11 protein-coding genes and 2 tRNA genes are annotated in these 15,144 nt (G+C 37.3%); 8 read left to right on the top strand and 5 right to left on the bottom strand.

The window, feature by feature from the left end:
- Window positions 1-5: 5 nt before the first annotated feature.
- The gene (locus M0R38_00535; GenBank protein ID MCK9480233.1) at window positions 6-695 is read right to left on the bottom strand and encodes a hypothetical protein; all 690 of its coding nucleotides are present in this window, start codon (window positions 693-695) and stop codon (window positions 6-8) included.
- 434 nt (window positions 696-1,129) lie between these two features.
- Between M0R38_00535 and M0R38_00530 the strand changes: the two genes are divergently transcribed.
- Window positions 1,130-1,203 (top strand) — tRNA-Ala (locus M0R38_00530).
- Between the two features lie 73 nt (window positions 1,204-1,276).
- Here the strand turns inward: M0R38_00530 and M0R38_00525 are convergent.
- The gene (locus tag M0R38_00525) at window positions 1,277-2,125 is read right to left on the bottom strand and encodes a hydroxymethylglutaryl-CoA lyase (protein ID MCK9480232.1); all 849 of its coding nucleotides are present in this window, start codon (window positions 2,123-2,125) and stop codon (window positions 1,277-1,279) included.
- Between the two features lie 76 nt (window positions 2,126-2,201).
- On the opposite strand from M0R38_00525, the gene M0R38_00520 reads away from it, so the two are divergent.
- From M0R38_00520 to M0R38_00505, 4 genes are all read left to right on the top strand, one after another.
- Complete coding sequence (locus tag M0R38_00520) at window positions 2,202-4,061, top strand: DUF349 domain-containing protein (GenBank protein MCK9480231.1); 1,860 nt, start codon at window positions 2,202-2,204, stop codon at window positions 4,059-4,061.
- A complete protein-coding gene (locus M0R38_00515) occupies window positions 4,061-4,849 on the top strand; it encodes a class I SAM-dependent methyltransferase (GenBank protein MCK9480230.1) in 789 nt (262 codons plus the stop codon). The genes M0R38_00520 and M0R38_00515 overlap by 1 nt, the downstream gene beginning before the upstream one ends.
- Before the next feature lie 4 nt (window positions 4,850-4,853).
- On the top strand, window positions 4,854-5,819 hold the full coding sequence (locus M0R38_00510) for a YihY/virulence factor BrkB family protein (protein MCK9480229.1): 966 nt from the start codon (window positions 4,854-4,856) through the stop codon (window positions 5,817-5,819).
- A gap of 46 nt (window positions 5,820-5,865) precedes the next feature.
- Window positions 5,866-5,953, top strand: a tRNA-Ser gene (locus M0R38_00505).
- A gap of 92 nt (window positions 5,954-6,045) precedes the next feature.
- On the opposite strand, the gene M0R38_00500 is transcribed toward M0R38_00505, so the two are convergent.
- Window positions 6,046-8,370 (bottom strand): T9SS type A sorting domain-containing protein, encoded by a 2,325-nt coding sequence (locus tag M0R38_00500; protein MCK9480228.1) that lies wholly within the window; start codon window positions 8,368-8,370, stop codon window positions 6,046-6,048.
- 120 nt (window positions 8,371-8,490) lie between these two features.
- Here M0R38_00500 and M0R38_00495 point away from each other — a divergent pair, with 120 nt between their 5' ends.
- From M0R38_00495 to M0R38_00485, 3 genes are read left to right on the top strand one after another with little or no spacing between them, the layout of a single operon-like run.
- A complete protein-coding gene (locus M0R38_00495; protein MCK9480227.1) occupies window positions 8,491-10,101 on the top strand; it encodes an ABC transporter ATP-binding protein in 1,611 nt (536 codons plus the stop codon).
- A 2-nt stretch (window positions 10,102-10,103) separates the two neighbouring features.
- On the top strand, window positions 10,104-12,308 hold the full coding sequence (gene rnr, locus M0R38_00490; GenBank protein ID MCK9480226.1) for a ribonuclease R: 2,205 nt from the start codon (window positions 10,104-10,106) through the stop codon (window positions 12,306-12,308).
- The gene (locus M0R38_00485) at window positions 12,309-13,277 is read left to right on the top strand and encodes a polyprenyl synthetase family protein (protein MCK9480225.1); all 969 of its coding nucleotides are present in this window, start codon (window positions 12,309-12,311) and stop codon (window positions 13,275-13,277) included. It abuts the gene before it with no gap.
- 14 nt (window positions 13,278-13,291) lie between these two features.
- On the opposite strand, the gene M0R38_00480 is transcribed toward M0R38_00485, so the two are convergent.
- A complete protein-coding gene (locus M0R38_00480) occupies window positions 13,292-14,383 on the bottom strand; it encodes an acyltransferase family protein (protein ID MCK9480224.1) in 1,092 nt (363 codons plus the stop codon).
- A gap of 112 nt (window positions 14,384-14,495) precedes the next feature.
- The gene (locus tag M0R38_00475) at window positions 14,496-15,119 is read right to left on the bottom strand and encodes a lipoprotein signal peptidase (protein ID MCK9480223.1); all 624 of its coding nucleotides are present in this window, start codon (window positions 15,117-15,119) and stop codon (window positions 14,496-14,498) included.
- Between the last annotated feature and the right edge of the window lie 25 nt (window positions 15,120-15,144).

Raw genomic sequence — 15,144 nt, 5'->3', positions numbered from 1 at the left:
GTAATTTATGGAATCATTTCCTGTTTATAGTAACACTGTGTCAGACCATTGTAATCAATCAAGTCAAACATAATATAGGTTCCGGAGGTAGCTGCACCTTTCAAATCGTATTGCAGTAGATTGATACCGGGCATGAGTATGGTTGCCGGATTGGGTAAGCTACCTTCAATTGTGGTTTCTATACCCGCGCTTCTGAACTGTGGATAGGTCAAGGTTACAGGCTGGTTGTTAAATGTCTCTACAAACACAGAGATAGTCAATGTGCTGCCTGTCATATCCTTCCCGCCTATGATGTCTTCAGACAATGCCAAGGAACTCATGTCAAAAGTCATGCGTACCGGACTTACTGTTATGTTCATTACAATCGGCCACTCGGTATGCTCACATTCATCATGGTGTTGTTTGGTTACATCAGTCTCGTTAATTTCAATGGTGTAATCTCCGGGAATATTAAATGAGAAATCTAACAGGGTTTCTCCCATTCCGCTTGCAAAAACATTTCCTGATTGCTTAATTGTCCATGTAGAGGTGGAAGATAGTTCAACATCTCGGGTTATCTTCCCTTTATAAGGAATGATATTCTCAAGGTCTGTTGCTTTTACCTGCATGAATGAGCAGAGTAAAAATCCGACAGCTAACATCCATAGCGGAGGTTTGATGCTGTGCTTAAAAGTGGCGGTAATCGTTGTTCTCATATTACTGTTTTTGATTTAATCTCCAATAAAAGCATTTTGATACTTTTATTGGTTAGATTCATGCGCAAATGTATATTTATTCCAATTTATTAAAAATATTTTTTTATTTACCAATATACAAATAACAAGAAAGAACAAACAACCCCTAATTTTATTCCCTCAAAAAGTGTTTAATACCAATAGAAATGCAAAAGACAATCAGACTGATTTAGGAATATGACTGTGGATAATATTATAATTATAGTTATACTATTTATTGAAACGCAAAACAAAAACGAGTTTTTATTAAACTCAAAAATGCTCTATTTTTATTAAATCTATGGACTACTATATCATTACAAGGTACGGCTTCATACACAATAGATTACGTCAAGGAATAAATGCAAACCAAAATATCACAGAAAAACAACTATTATTGCAAGCTCAAATCCGAAGGGGCATTAGCTCAGCTGGCTAGAGCGCTACAATGGCATTGTAGAGGTCATCGGTTCGACTCCGATATGCTCCACTCTCTATACAAATCAACCCTTTTCAAAGTTTTGCCAATATATTTAGTAAAATTAATGCAGCCCTGCATAATGCTATGCAAAAACTTTGAGAGCTAAATTGAGCGAATGGTTGAATTTGTCTTTAATCACCTTGTGTTTCTCCCCTCTAATTTCAATAAAATGTATCAGATTTTCTGTAGGCAAGTTTCCAGTCAAAGCATCTTCTGCAAAAGGACACCCGCCATAGCCTTTGACAGCACCGTCAAACCTTCTGCATCCGGCTCTAAAAGCTGCTTCCACATTGCTTTCCCAATTGTCCGGTCGCGTATGGAGATGTGCACCAAATTCTATATCAGGAAAAGTAGGAATTAAATGAGAAAATAAAGCAAAAATATCCTCCGGATTCGCTTTTCCGACAGTATCACTCAATGAAATAGTTTTAATGCCTAAATCTATAACCTTAGCAACCCAATCTTCCACTAATGCAATAGACCAAGGTTCACCATAAGGATTTCCAAAACCCATTGAAATATAGGCTACGGTCTGCTTGTCGTATTGCAATGCCATTTGTTGAATTTGATTTAAAATTACATACGATTCCTCTCTGCTTTTATTGGTGTTTCTTCTTTGAAAAATATCAGAAACAGAAAATGGATAACCAAGAAAGTCAATTTTTTGAATAGCACACGCCTCTTGCGCTCCTCTCACATTGGCAACAATCACCAATAGTTTAGTATTTCCTTTTTCATTTATGCCTTGTAAAACCTCTTTGGAGTCTGCAAGTTGTGGAATTGCATGAGAAGAAACAAAACTGCCACAGTCCAACACATCAAAATTACAAGCTAAAAGAGTGTTTATATACTCAATTTTCACAGCAGTAGGTATCTGAATATGAAGCCCCTGCATAGCATCTCTCGGACACTCAACAATCTTTACAGTCATAATGAATTTCGAGGCTGTCAAAGATAGTGGATTTTTTTATCTTTGCACCCCTTTACAAAATCACTCAGAAACTAAAATGACTGATAAAATAACGCAAGACAACCTACACGAAGAGGATGAGGTAAAAAAGATTGAGGCTCTTGAACACGCAGGAAATGAACAAGAGGAAGAGACAGAATTCGAAGAAACGGAAACAGCTACTGACCGTACTGATTATTCCGGCTTTGGCAAAGAAGAGTTTGTGCAAAAGGCAAAAGAATTAATCTTTTCTCCGGGTATAACCGAAGCACATGAGTCCTACAAAAAGATGCGTGTACTGTTTGACGATATCATTAAAAAAGAGAGAGAAGGGTTATTAAAAGAATTTGTTGCAGCAGGCAACGAACCAAGGGATTTCAGAGCACCGGTTGATGCGCTCAAAAATGAGTTCTATCAATCCTATACAAGATTCTTGGAAAGAAGAGCACAAGAAAAAGCAAGAGCAGAAGAAGAAAAACTAATCAACCTTAAACTCAAAAACGAGATTTTAGATAAAATTCAAGTGTTAACTGAATCAGAAGAAACAGAAAACAGCTTGGAAGAACTCAAAAAACTACAACAAGAATGGCGACAAATCCGCAGAGTTCCTCGTGGACAGATGGATGGACTTTGGGAAAAATACCGTTTCTTATTAGATAAGTTTTATGACAATTTGAGTATTTATCACGAATTGAAAGAGCTTGATCGTCAAAAAAACTTAGAGGCGAAAATTGAACTCATTAAGAAAGTCGGAGAGCTTTTTGAAGAACAATCTTCTGTAAAACACTCACATATTTTATTGAACAAATTGCATGAAGATTACAAAAACATAGGTCCTGTTCCTAAAGAATTTACAGAAGACATCTGGCAACGCTTCAAAGCTGCTTCTGATAAAATAATTGAAAGAAACAAAGCAGTTATTGAAGAGCTTAAAGAAAAGCGCAAACAAAACCTTGAACTCAAGACTGTTATATGCGAAAAGGCGGAGCAACTTTCTTCAATCGAATACAAAACTCCTAAAGAATGGAATCAAAAGGTTGAGGAAATTGAAGCCTTGTTTGCCGAATGGAAATCCATAGGACCCGTGCCTGAATTTGTGAGCGACCAGATATGGAAACGCTTTAGAGAAGCACAAAACAATTTTTACAAACACAGAAAAGAATTCTTTGCAGATATTAACCAAGACAGAGAAAAGAACTATGCACTCAAACTCAAGTTGTGTGAAAAGGCAGAGAAAATAAGCGATAGCAACGATTTTGAAAGAACCGGTTTGGAACTTATCAAGTTACAAGAAGAATGGAAATCCATAGGACCGGTTCCCAATAAATATTCTGATGAGATATGGAGCCGGTTCAGGGCTGCATGTGATGCATTTTTTAAACGCAGAGATATACACAGAACTGCTGCCAAAGAAGAAGAAAAGGAGAATCTAAAAGCAAAAGAATCAATATTGACTGCGCTGCAAGCGTTGCATGATAGCGGAGAAGAAAACAAAGACAAAGTATTTGAACAACTGCGCGGATTTCAGAAGCAATGGAATCAAATTGGATTTGTGCCCAGGGCAAAGTTTCAAGATATTACAAAGAAATTTGAAACTATCAACGATGCAATACTCAACAAATTCAAGCTTTCTACTGATGAATTCAAACAAGGTAGATTGAAGGAACACTATGAGATGTTGGCACAAAAACCTAACAGCTTTGGCTTATTGAAAGACGAAGAAAGAAAACTGACAGGCAGAATCAGAACTTTGTCGGAGGAGATTAAGACTTTTGAGAACAATCTAGGGTTCTTTGCCAATTCAAAGGGAGCAGATACGCTCAAAAAACAATTTGAAGTCAAAATTGCTAAAACTCATGAGCAAATACAGAAATTAGAAGCAGAACTTAAAATGCTTCGTTCAGTAATACGTAAATAATGTTTTTTAGAGGAGCGGCACTCCTGCCGGAATATATTGGCTACCTACTCTTTGCCAAAAGCAGGCATGGCACTCACTCTCCCTTTGTTTATGAATTTGCTGAAAATGTATTATACAAACGGATCGAAGACCCTCGTTTTTATGATATTGAGCTTGTACGTCAACGGATGTTAAGTTCTGCTGCTACCATTGCTGTTGATGACTTTGGAGCATCCGGCAAAAAGACTTACAAAGCACCATTAGCTAAATTAGTTGCACGTTCTTCCAAAAACAGTAAATACGCAAAACTACTATACCGGATTTGTCGGTATTATCAACCCGAAATTGCCATTGAACTTGGAACAAACTTTGGCATGAGTGCAATGTACCAAGCAATTGCATTGACACAAGGAAAACTTTTTACCATAGAAGGCAGTCTTAAAATAGCAGAAATAGCCCATTTTAATTTTAACAAAATTGGTTTGCAAGACAGTGTACAGCTTTTTCATGGCGTATTTGACAACGCCTTGCCGGCATTGCTTACACAACTGCCTCGAGTTGATTACGCTTTCATAGACGGCAACCATAAGAAAGATGCCACACTGAAATATTTTGAAATGTTCCTCGAAAAATCACACAATGATACCATTTTTGTTTTTGATGATATTCGTTGGAGTGAAGACATGCATGAATGTTGGGAAATTATAAAAAACCATGAAAAGGTGCGTGTATCGATTGACTTGTTTTTTATGGGAATTGTATTTTTGCGCCAGCAACAAGAAAAAGAACATTTTGTATTAAGATTTTAGAGAAATGTTAGCACCTATACAGATAGTAAAGGATTTATACACACAAGTAAAGAGGGTGATAGAAAAAATCACTGATGCCATCTATTTGCCGGGTTTTGAGGGAGCTTCTTTGTATGAAGTGGCGAGTTTGTTTTTGAGTTACGTAGGCAAACAAAGGTTTAATCTATATGCAGGTGCTCTTTCTTTCAATTTCTTCTTGGCATTGTTTCCCTCCATCATTTTCCTTTTTACGTTAATAGCTTACTTCCCAATAAATGATATACAAGGAAAAGTGTTAAGCATGATGGAAGATTTTCTGCCTGATGCTACATTCAAAACAATACAAGATACCGTATCGGATATTTTAAGTATTCAAAGAACCGGATTGTTGAGCGTGGGTTTCTTGACTGCTATTTATTTTGCGAGCAATGGTTTTCATACATTAATCAAAGCTTTTGAATCTTCAATGGAAGACGACATACGCAAAAAGAGGAATTTTTTTAAAAAGCGCATGAGAAGCATCGGAATTACCTTTATTGTTTCAATGTTATTGATACTTGCCATCATTGTAAAGCTTGCCAGCGTTTATATATCAACATTAATAGCCAATCTGGGTGTGAATGAGTTCATTCTCAATATAGGTTTGAGTGTATTCGAAGTTATCATTCTTGCTTCCTTAGTATTCTTCATTATTTCATTTATATACTATATAGGTCATTCAAGTATCGCCAAATGGAAGTTCTTTTCACCGGGTAGTATTGTGGCAACAGTGCTTTCGCTTGCTATGACTTATATTTTTTCATCTTATGTAAATCATTTCAACGCATACAACAAACTCTACGGTTCCATTGGTGCAATCATTGCGCTGATGCTGGTCATTTATGTAAATGTATATTCCATTTTGATAGGATATGAGCTGAACCACAGCATAAACAAAGTCTCTATCAAGAAGATGAGAGAGGACAAAAAAAAGAATAAGATAAAAATATAGTCTGTTTGTAAATATAAAAATTGGGTTATTTTTGCAACCCTCAAAAGGAGAGATGGCAGAGCGGTCGAATGCGGTGGTCTTGAAAACCATTGAGGGTAACACCTCCGGGGGTTCGAATCCCTCTCTCTCCGCCAAAAGCCCCGATTAGTCGGGGCTTTTTTATTGTTAAAATTCAAGTCGAAGATGTCCGTATCTTCAGGTGGTTTTGCTCTACTGGATTCCTTTGTTATTGTTTGATTAACCTACCAACAAATATTGTAGCATCACTAATTAGATAAACAATATATTGTCCTGCTTCCAAATTGCTCAAATCAATTGCACTTTGACAACCTTGTTGGGCAAATACCCTCTTGCCATCCAACGAAAAAACATTAACTTCCAAAGTGCTTCTATTTATAGGTTGGTCAAAATCAAACTCAATCATACTTTGAGTAGGATTGGGAAACATTCTAAAAGTATTGCTAAATATACTGTTGACACTTGTTTCACCAGACAGTGTGGTGTCAGTCCATTCCGACCAGCAAAAGCCGTTGCCTAAACGCAAGCTGATTTTCTTATTAAAAACAATTGGTAATGACTTTTCTGTATTGCCTTGTAATACATCGTCAACCTTCCATTCATACAAAGATGCACTAAACGCGGAAGCGATGCTGTCTTTACCATATATAACAAACACTGCCTCATCCGGTATTGGGTGAAACAAAATTTCGAGCGAGTCTTCTTCTAAGCTAAAACAGCCATTCAAATTTTGAGCGGTTACAGAAAATTTACCGCTTGACAAAACATAGGTTGCAATACCTGTATCTCCATTCGACCACAAAATAAGTTCAGCATTGGTTTGACAAGTAAATCTTGCAGTATCTCCCTCACAAAAATCTGCTCCATCCTGGCTTAGCAACACGGGATTATCCGGTCTTGTAAGCTCTTCAATCTTGACCTCATCCGACCTTGGACTGGTACATCCATTCATATCTACTATTTGTACACTATAAACACCGCTTTGCTTTATGTCTCGCATTGAAGTCTGATTGCCGTCATTCCATAAAATGGATTGGTAAGCATCAATAATAAACAAGGATACGCTGTCTCCTGCACAAAAGACAGAGTCAGGAATAACATAAACCTGAGGCTTTGGCGGCAACGGATTAAAATAAAAATAAATACTGTCGGACTTGGGGCTGATACACCCTTCTGCTGTTTCAACATTCACAACAAGCCCTGCACTTTGGGTAAGGTCAAAACTTGCAGCAGTCTGTCCATTATTCCAATGATAAAATGCAAAACCGGGTGAAGTAGAAATATTAAACGTGTCTCCCTCACACAATTGTAGTGCATTATATGAAATAATCGGTTTAGGTGGGTTAATGTTCATGGTTACATCAACTGTGTCGTAACCCACACAACCATAGCTTGTTTTCATTTTTACAGCATACACCCCGCTCTTTGCAACATTATAACTGTTTGACACAGAAATAATAGAGTCTGAGGGTAGTTTTTTCCACTCAAAAGAATTACCGGTCAGATACCCTGCTTTGAGGTTATAAACAGCTCCCGAATCTACACAAAGACTTGTATCTGAACCTAATGCAGGAACCGGAAGTGCTGCTATCGTTACTTTAAATGTGTCGCGCTTGATACAATTATTTATATCCTTTGCCTCTACCCAAATACTTCGTGTGCCTATACCAAGCTTGGCTGTATTGAATGTAACCGTAGAGCTTGTGTCGCCAGTCAACCACTTATAAGCATATTGAACAGGCAAACTTTTGGTTACACTGCCACCATCACAAAAAGCAGTATCGCTACCCAGTTCAACGAGTATTGGATATGCAATACAGGGTTCTATTGTTCCTAATAATTTTACTTCGGTAGCATTTAAACTTGAACTGAATATAGCAAGTGATGCTATATTGATTGTATCATCTTCTCCATTATTATCAGCAAAAAACAAAACATTGTCTTTGAGTGAATACCTATCATCTTTTACATCAAAATTTCCGTTTCTTAGTAAATTCCCGTTAATATAAATCCGATAAAAAGAATCATTCTTGACAGATAACACCAAACGATACCATTGATACGGTTGTACAACAAATACAGAGTCATAGGAAATCTGAGCAGAACCAATGGCACCGGGCAAAGAGCCATTATCCGGTTTGATAAAATATTCTCCATCATTGGAGTTGGTTGTATTCGTTTGATAAAATGTTCTCCAATTGGTCAAGTTTTCTACCATAAAATCAAACATCATCGTGTATTCATTAACGAATACCCCGCCACCATTGGGCGATATGTTGTGATAACACCGATAATATGAACCCAAACCGATTTGAATTGCCGTATCACCATAAGCAGGACCCTGCACCCACTTATCTGTTCCAAATTTAATCAAATCATTTCCAACGGTCGCCTTGGTCAAATCTCCGGTATCTTGAAATTTCCAATAACCAACCAAAGTCGGAAAATCAGCAGGGTTGACATCTTGAGCAGATAATATGTTATAGCTCAATGTTGTCAATAGGGTTATAAAAATTAAGCAATATTTTTTCATGGTTATTATAGTTGAATGTGCAGCACAAACTTAACAAAATAAAAAAGATTCAAAAGAAAATAGTACAACAAGCGAATAGCAATTCATCTTTTGTTGTTTTAATACTACTAACTTTGCCAAGTGCAAGAACAAGTCCTTCTGAAAATCCAAAATACCAATATTGCGTTCAAAAACCCACAAGGACAATTGATAGACGCAGTTAAAGGAATTGACTTAGATATTTTTCGAGGAGAAGTATTAGGAATAATCGGAGAATCGGGTTCCGGTAAATCAGTAACATTTCTATCACTGATGAAATTGCTGTCTTCTAATGCAGTCATAGAAGGAAAAGCTTTATTTTGTCCTAAAGACAAAATTGAAAAAGACCTTTATTCATTGAGCAATGCAGAGTTGCGAAAACTCGCTCTTAGGAATATTGCATATATTTTTCAAGATCCATTGGCGGCTCTTAATCCTTCTCAAAAGATTGGCAAACAAATGAGAGAGTGTGTGTTGCAAGACGTTACCAAAGAGCAAAAGAAAAATATCTGCCTTACAATTTTAGAAGAAGTGCTACCCGGTCTAAGTATTAGAATGTATGACAGCTATCCTCATCAACTTTCGGGCGGGCAGCGTCAAAGAGTGATGATAGCTATGGCATTGCTTAACAAACCTGATTTGCTCATTGCAGATGAGCCTACTACCGCGTTAGACCCTGAAGTTCAGGACATCATTTTAAACTTATTAACTCAATTAGTTAAAAAATTTGGCACCACCCTCATTCTTATTTCACATGATATCAGAAGTGTAGCGGGATTTTGTAACCGGATTGCCGTATTTTATCAAGGAAAATTAGTTGAATTAGGTACGAAAGAACAAGTGGTCAAACAACCTCAACAAACATATACAAAAGCATTGTTGAGCTGCCGCCCTAACAGTAGCAACGAAGGGCAATTTCTTTTAACCATAAAAGATTTCATGCAGGATAAAGCTCCGGTTTCAGAAAAATTCCCCGACTTGCAAATAGGTTCAGAAAAACTATTGGAAGCTGACAGGGTTAGCAGAGTGTATAACAAAAATTTCACCGCATTACAACCCATCACATTTGGAATAAAGAAAGGCGAATGTGTTGGTATCATTGGTCAATCCGGTTCCGGAAAATCCACTTTGGCAAAGATTTTAGTTCAGTTAGAAAAACCGGATACCGGAAAACTTTCTTTCTCAGAAAACCTTGAGGAATCTAAAATTCAAATGGTTTTTCAAGACCCTTTTGCATCACTAAACCCCGCCATCTCTGTTGGAAGTGCGATAGACGAAGTACTTCATATTCACCAACCACAACTTTCAAAGAAAGAACGCGCAGCTAAGACAGCTGCCTTGTTAGAAGAAACAGGTGTGGACAGTACATTATCAGACAAAAAGCCACAAGCGTTTTCCGGTGGTCAACGTCAAAGAATCTGTATAGCACGTGCATTGGCAGCCAATCCTGAAATATTAGTATGTGATGAAGCGGTTTCTGCGTTGGATATTTCCGTTCAAGCGCAGGTATTGAATTTGCTCAAAAAATTACAATTCAACAGAGGGCTAAGCCTTGTGTTTATAACACATGACATGAATGTTGCAAAACACCTATGTAACAGAATTCTAATACTAAAAGACGGACAATTAGTGGAAGAAGGAAATACTGCCGAATTATTCCTTCAACCTCAGCATGATTATACAAGAAAATTACTCTCATATTACCAAGCGTAACCATGGCACACAAGAAAGACAAAACACAAAATATTGCTGCACAAGTCATAGACGTATTAGACAAACTCTATGGAGCGGCATTAACCTATAGACAAATTGGCTCACGCATAAAAAGCGGTGGTTATAAAAATATTAAAGACTACATCCCGTTGCTGGAAGAATTGACTTCACAAGGGCAAATCAACAAAGTCGGCAGAAACAAATACTTCAAACCATTTAAGTCAGCAAAGATTACCGGCAGAATTGACATCAAAAAAACCGGTCAAGGTTATATCATGTCTCAGGATTTTCCTGAAGAAATAGTAGTGGAAAGTGGTATGCAAAACCATGCGCTGCAAGGAGACTTGGTTGAAGTTGCTATTTTGGCAAAAAGAGGAAAAAGAGTACGAGGTGAAGTCATTAGAATTATTGAAAGGAACAAAACCACGTATGCCGGCATACTCAAGGTATATAAGGATTTTGCCTTTTTGATAACCGACTATCGCAAGATGCACAAAGACATCTTTATATCACTCACACACCAACAAGCAAAAGAATGGGATGGAAAAAAAGCGTTGGTAGAAATAACAGATTGGCCCGAAGGCGCAAAAAATCCCTTTGGCAAAGTCATTAAGATATTAGGGAATCCGGGAGAAAATGAGACCGAAATGAATGCTATCGTAGCAGAATTTGGATTTGCAACCGATTTTCCGGCTGAGACCCTTGCAGAATCAGAGTTGCTCGCTGACCAAATAGAAGAGTCAGAAATAAAAAGCAGAATAGATTTAAGAAATACATGCACTTTTACCATAGACCCCGCAACTGCCAAAGACTTTGATGATGCCATTTCCATTAGAGAAATTGGCAATGACTTATATGAATTAGGGGTACATATAGCCGATGTATCATACTATGTAAAAAAAGGTGGAGAAATTGACAAAGAAGCACAAAGAAGAGGCACAAGTGTTTATTTAGTGGACAGGACTATCCCAATGTTGCCGCCAAAACTCTCAGAAGAACTTTGTTCTCTGATGCCCAAAGTAGATAGACCCGCATTTTCAGCAATTTTTCAAATTGACCTTCACGGAAAAGTTAAAAAAGTAAAATTTGCTAAAACAATTATCCATTCTAAGAGGCGTTTCAGTTATGAAGAAGCGCAACAAACCCTTGATAATCAAATAGGAGACTTTGTGCAAGAACTGAATATTGCCAATCAAATTGCCAAGAACCTAAGAGAAACCCGTTTCAAAGAAGGCTCTATGAATTTTGACAGCATAGAATACAAGTTTGACCTTGACGAAAAAGGCAAACCCGTTGGAATCAAAGTCATAGAACGCGGGGCTACGCATTTCTTGATAGAAGAATTTATGTTATTGGCAAACAAGCATGTGGCGGCTTTTGGAAGTAAACATTATGCAAACTCAAAAACTCCTTTTGTATTTAGATTTCATGACCAACCCAATGAAATTAAATTAGAAGATTTTAAATCATTTGCTGCCAAATGGGGATATCACATCAAGACAGGTAATGAACACCAGGTAAAGAAATCTATCAATGAATTAATGGATAAAATTAAAGGCAAGCCGGAAGAGGGAATCTTGTCTCAACTTGCCATTCGGTCTATGGCAAAAGCGACCTATACTCCGTACTTTTCAAGTCACTGGGGGCTGGGTTTTGAAACCTATACCCATTTTACTTCACCCATCAGAAGATACCCTGACTTGCTTGTACACAGAATGTTGTTTGATATCCTGAAAGGTAAAAAACTCAGCTATCCTCAATTACATGAGGTAGAAGACTTATGCAAGAAAAGCAGTACTGCCGAACAAAAAGCTGCTGAAGCAGAAAGAGCCTCTGTTAAATACAAACAAGCAGAATGGATGAGCAATCAAATCGGAAAAGACTTTGAAGGAGTCATCAGCGGTGTTACCGATTGGGGTATTTTTGTCGAATTGACCGAAAACAAAAGCGAAGGTTTGGTCAAAATATCTTCACTCAAAGACGATATGTATGATTTAGATGAATACAATATGCAATTGGTGGGCAGGTACTATTTCAAAAAACATGCACTTGGCGACCGTGTGGTTGTAAGAGTAAAAGAAACCAACCCGCTGGCTAGAACAATTGATTTCACGCTAATTGACAACCTGAGTTCAAAAGAACGCAAACAAGACACACCTAAGCAACTCCCCAAACACGATAAATACAGAAACAAGAAAAGAAGATAGATGTTAAACAAGCTCAAATCAAAATACGAACAATATTTAGCAGCCAACAAGTTCAAAGGCAATCCTCCCATGCTCTATGAATCCATGAATTACATCATGAATATTGGAGGAAAGAGAGTGCGCCCTATCTTAACATTGTTAGGGGCAAAAGTGTCCGGTGGCAAATTGGAAGCAGCGTTGCCTGTTGCACATGCCTTAGAGGTGTTCCATAACTTCACTCTTGCACACGATGACATCATGGATGATGCACCTACCCGCAGAGGGAAACCATCTTTGCATGTAAAAGAAAATACTGCAACCGCCATACTTGCAGGAGACAATATGATGATAACCGCTTTCGATATCATTCTTAATGCCGATTTACCAAATAAAACTGAAATACTTGAAACACTAACCAATACCGCAAGAGAAGTGTGTGAAGGACAGCAAATGGATATGGATTTTGAGAAAATAAATCATGTTACCATTGAACAATATATTGAGATGATAAGACTTAAAACAGCGGTTCTGTTGGGTTGTTGTCTGCAATGTGGCAGTATATCCGCCAATGCTCCTCAATCTACCTATAAACTCTTATATAGCTTTGGGGTAAACATTGGAATTGCTTTCCAAATTATGGATGATTATCTGGATTTATATGGCAATTCCGAATTAACAGGAAAAAGAACAGGGGGCGATATACTGGCTGCAAAAAAAACTGCATTGTTTAACCTCGCATGGAGTAATGCCAATCAATTACAAAGGGAAAAGTTAGAACTTTGGTTTGACAAGACAAAAACAGATGAAGATACCCGTTTAGCAAACACAAGCAGACTTTTTGATGAGTTAAATATTCAACAACGTTGCAAAACACTGATGGAAGAACACTTCTCAAGCGCCAAAGAATTGTTAGTCAATTCTACCCTCAATAAATCAGATTATCAAGACCTGCTTGATTTGGTTGAATTTTTGAGAAGTCGAGAAGAGTAACCACAGTGAGTTAATCACGACTTATTTAACATTTTGCCCATATTCGTTAAAAGTTCCCGGAATTTATTATCAATCTTTCGAAACAAGATTGCTGCCAGATAAGCAATTGCGATATATACTAATCCAAAGAAGGTAGTGAAATAGATTGAGTTTACGTACTCAGCAAAAAGAAGAAAAGGAGCACGAATGACAGGATGAATCACAAAGAAATGGAAAGATAAGATTCCGCAAGCAATCATAATCTTGTTGAACTTCCATTGTTTTTCACGAACATACAACACCAATAATACAATCAAAATAGCAGCTGAAACATGGGTAAATTTCCATATTACAAAATTGCCTTGTCCATAGAGCAATAAGAAAAGGGCAAGATAAACAACATGTTTAGGTAGATACAGTTCCTTTTGGTAGCCCAAAAACACACCCAAACCAAATAATGGAAGTTGATAGAGTGCACTCGCATAATAATTTGCACTTGTTTGAATCAAGTTGGTATGTGGCAGAACAAAAAGTATGGAGAGAAGCCCCCAAAACAATACAAGATGATTTCTTTTGAGGAGGAATAACAATAGCGGAAACAGCGCATACAAATGAAAAATTAAACCAAAAAACCACCAAGGTCCATATAGGGCATACATCATATCCGCTCTAAATGGCGACAGCAAACTGAGTTTCCAAAAAACCGACTCCCAAAGTTCATGTTGAGTAGGATATCGGTGGATAGCCAATGCAATGACGATTGCCAAGACAACTCCCAGAAAGAATGTAGGGTATATCTTTTTGACTCGTGATGCAAAGTATGTAAATAAAGGTATTTCTTTATTTTTAAAACCCATTGCCAATCCATAACCACTTATTAAGACAAAAGCGGACACTCCATAATGCCCTAAAAATGAGAAAATTGCTATAAAAATCTCAAATGGTTTCTGTGATATATATGCTATCCAATCAGTGAGAAAATTGCTATTAAAATAAAACTCATTTTCTCCAAAATGCGGGGGGATATTTCTGTAGAAATTATGAAATCCAATCAAGAGAATTGAAATCCCTTTGAGCAGGTTGGTATCTTCAATACTCAGATGTCTGTATGTTTTGATAAATTTCAACAGCCCTTTTATTTAGGAATTGCATTGCATAATTAGCAATAAAACCCAACATAGATACAATTAATTATAAACAAAGAAACAGGAAAAAGCGAAATGAATTAGATGCTAATACTTATTCTTGTTTGGCAGTATCAGACTCGGAATCGGGTTGCTCAACAGCAACAGTAATAATTTCCTCTTTTTTAAAGAATCTCTTTTGAAAAATAAGAATCGAAAGCACGCCAACAGTGATTGCAGAGTCAGCAAGATTAAAAACCGGGCTGAAAAAAATAAAATAATCACCACCTTTCAAAGGCACCCAGTCAGGATAAAAGCCTTCTACTAAGGGAAAATAAAACATATCAACTACCCAACCATGAAACCAACCTCCAGAATAATGATTGATGTCGCTAAAGATAACGCCATAGAAAACACTATCAATAATATTGCCGATTGCACCGGCAAGAATCAGCGCAATACACAGTACAAAACCTTTGTGTGCCTTTTTTGATATTTGATAATTCAAGACCCACATACCAAATGCCACTGCCACCAACCTGAACAAGGTAAGAAAGAGTTTTCCGTATTTACCACCCAGCTCCAAGCCAAATGCCATACCCATGTTTTCTGTAAAATGGAGTATAAACCAATTACCAAACACATGAATCTCCTGACCAATGTGCATGTTTGTTTTTATCCAAACTTTGAGAATCTGATCCAATAACAAGACTGAGAATACAATAGCGCCACACAACAACCAAAGTTTTTTGGCATTATAAGGC

The organism is Bacteroidia bacterium, assembly GCA_023228875.1.
In the GTDB taxonomy this organism is placed as follows: domain Bacteria; phylum Bacteroidota; class Bacteroidia; order NS11-12g; family UBA955; genus JALOAG01.
Note: the sequence above shows the minus strand (reverse complement) of the source record. Positions and strands in the feature narration are given on the sequence as shown.

What these genes read in the sequence shown, in the direction of transcription:
- rnr (MCK9480226.1), top strand. Translation starts at nt 10,104, where the DNA reads ATGGCACACAAGAAAGACAAAACACAAAATATTGCTGCACAAGTCATA.
- M0R38_00520 (MCK9480231.1), top strand. Translation starts at nt 2,202, where the DNA reads ATGACTGATAAAATAACGCAAGACAACCTACACGAAGAGGATGAGGTA.
- M0R38_00500 (MCK9480228.1), bottom strand. Translation starts at nt 8,370, where the DNA reads ATGAAAAAATATTGCTTAATTTTTATAACCCTATTGACAACATTGAGC.
- M0R38_00510 (MCK9480229.1), top strand. Translation starts at nt 4,854, where the DNA reads ATGTTAGCACCTATACAGATAGTAAAGGATTTATACACACAAGTAAAG.
- M0R38_00525 (MCK9480232.1), bottom strand. Translation starts at nt 2,125, where the DNA reads ATGACTGTAAAGATTGTTGAGTGTCCGAGAGATGCTATGCAGGGGCTT.
- M0R38_00515 (MCK9480230.1), top strand. Translation starts at nt 4,061, where the DNA reads ATGTTTTTTAGAGGAGCGGCACTCCTGCCGGAATATATTGGCTACCTA.
- M0R38_00535 (MCK9480233.1), bottom strand. Translation starts at nt 695, where the DNA reads ATGAGAACAACGATTACCGCCACTTTTAAGCACAGCATCAAACCTCCG.
- M0R38_00485 (MCK9480225.1), top strand. Translation starts at nt 12,309, where the DNA reads ATGTTAAACAAGCTCAAATCAAAATACGAACAATATTTAGCAGCCAAC.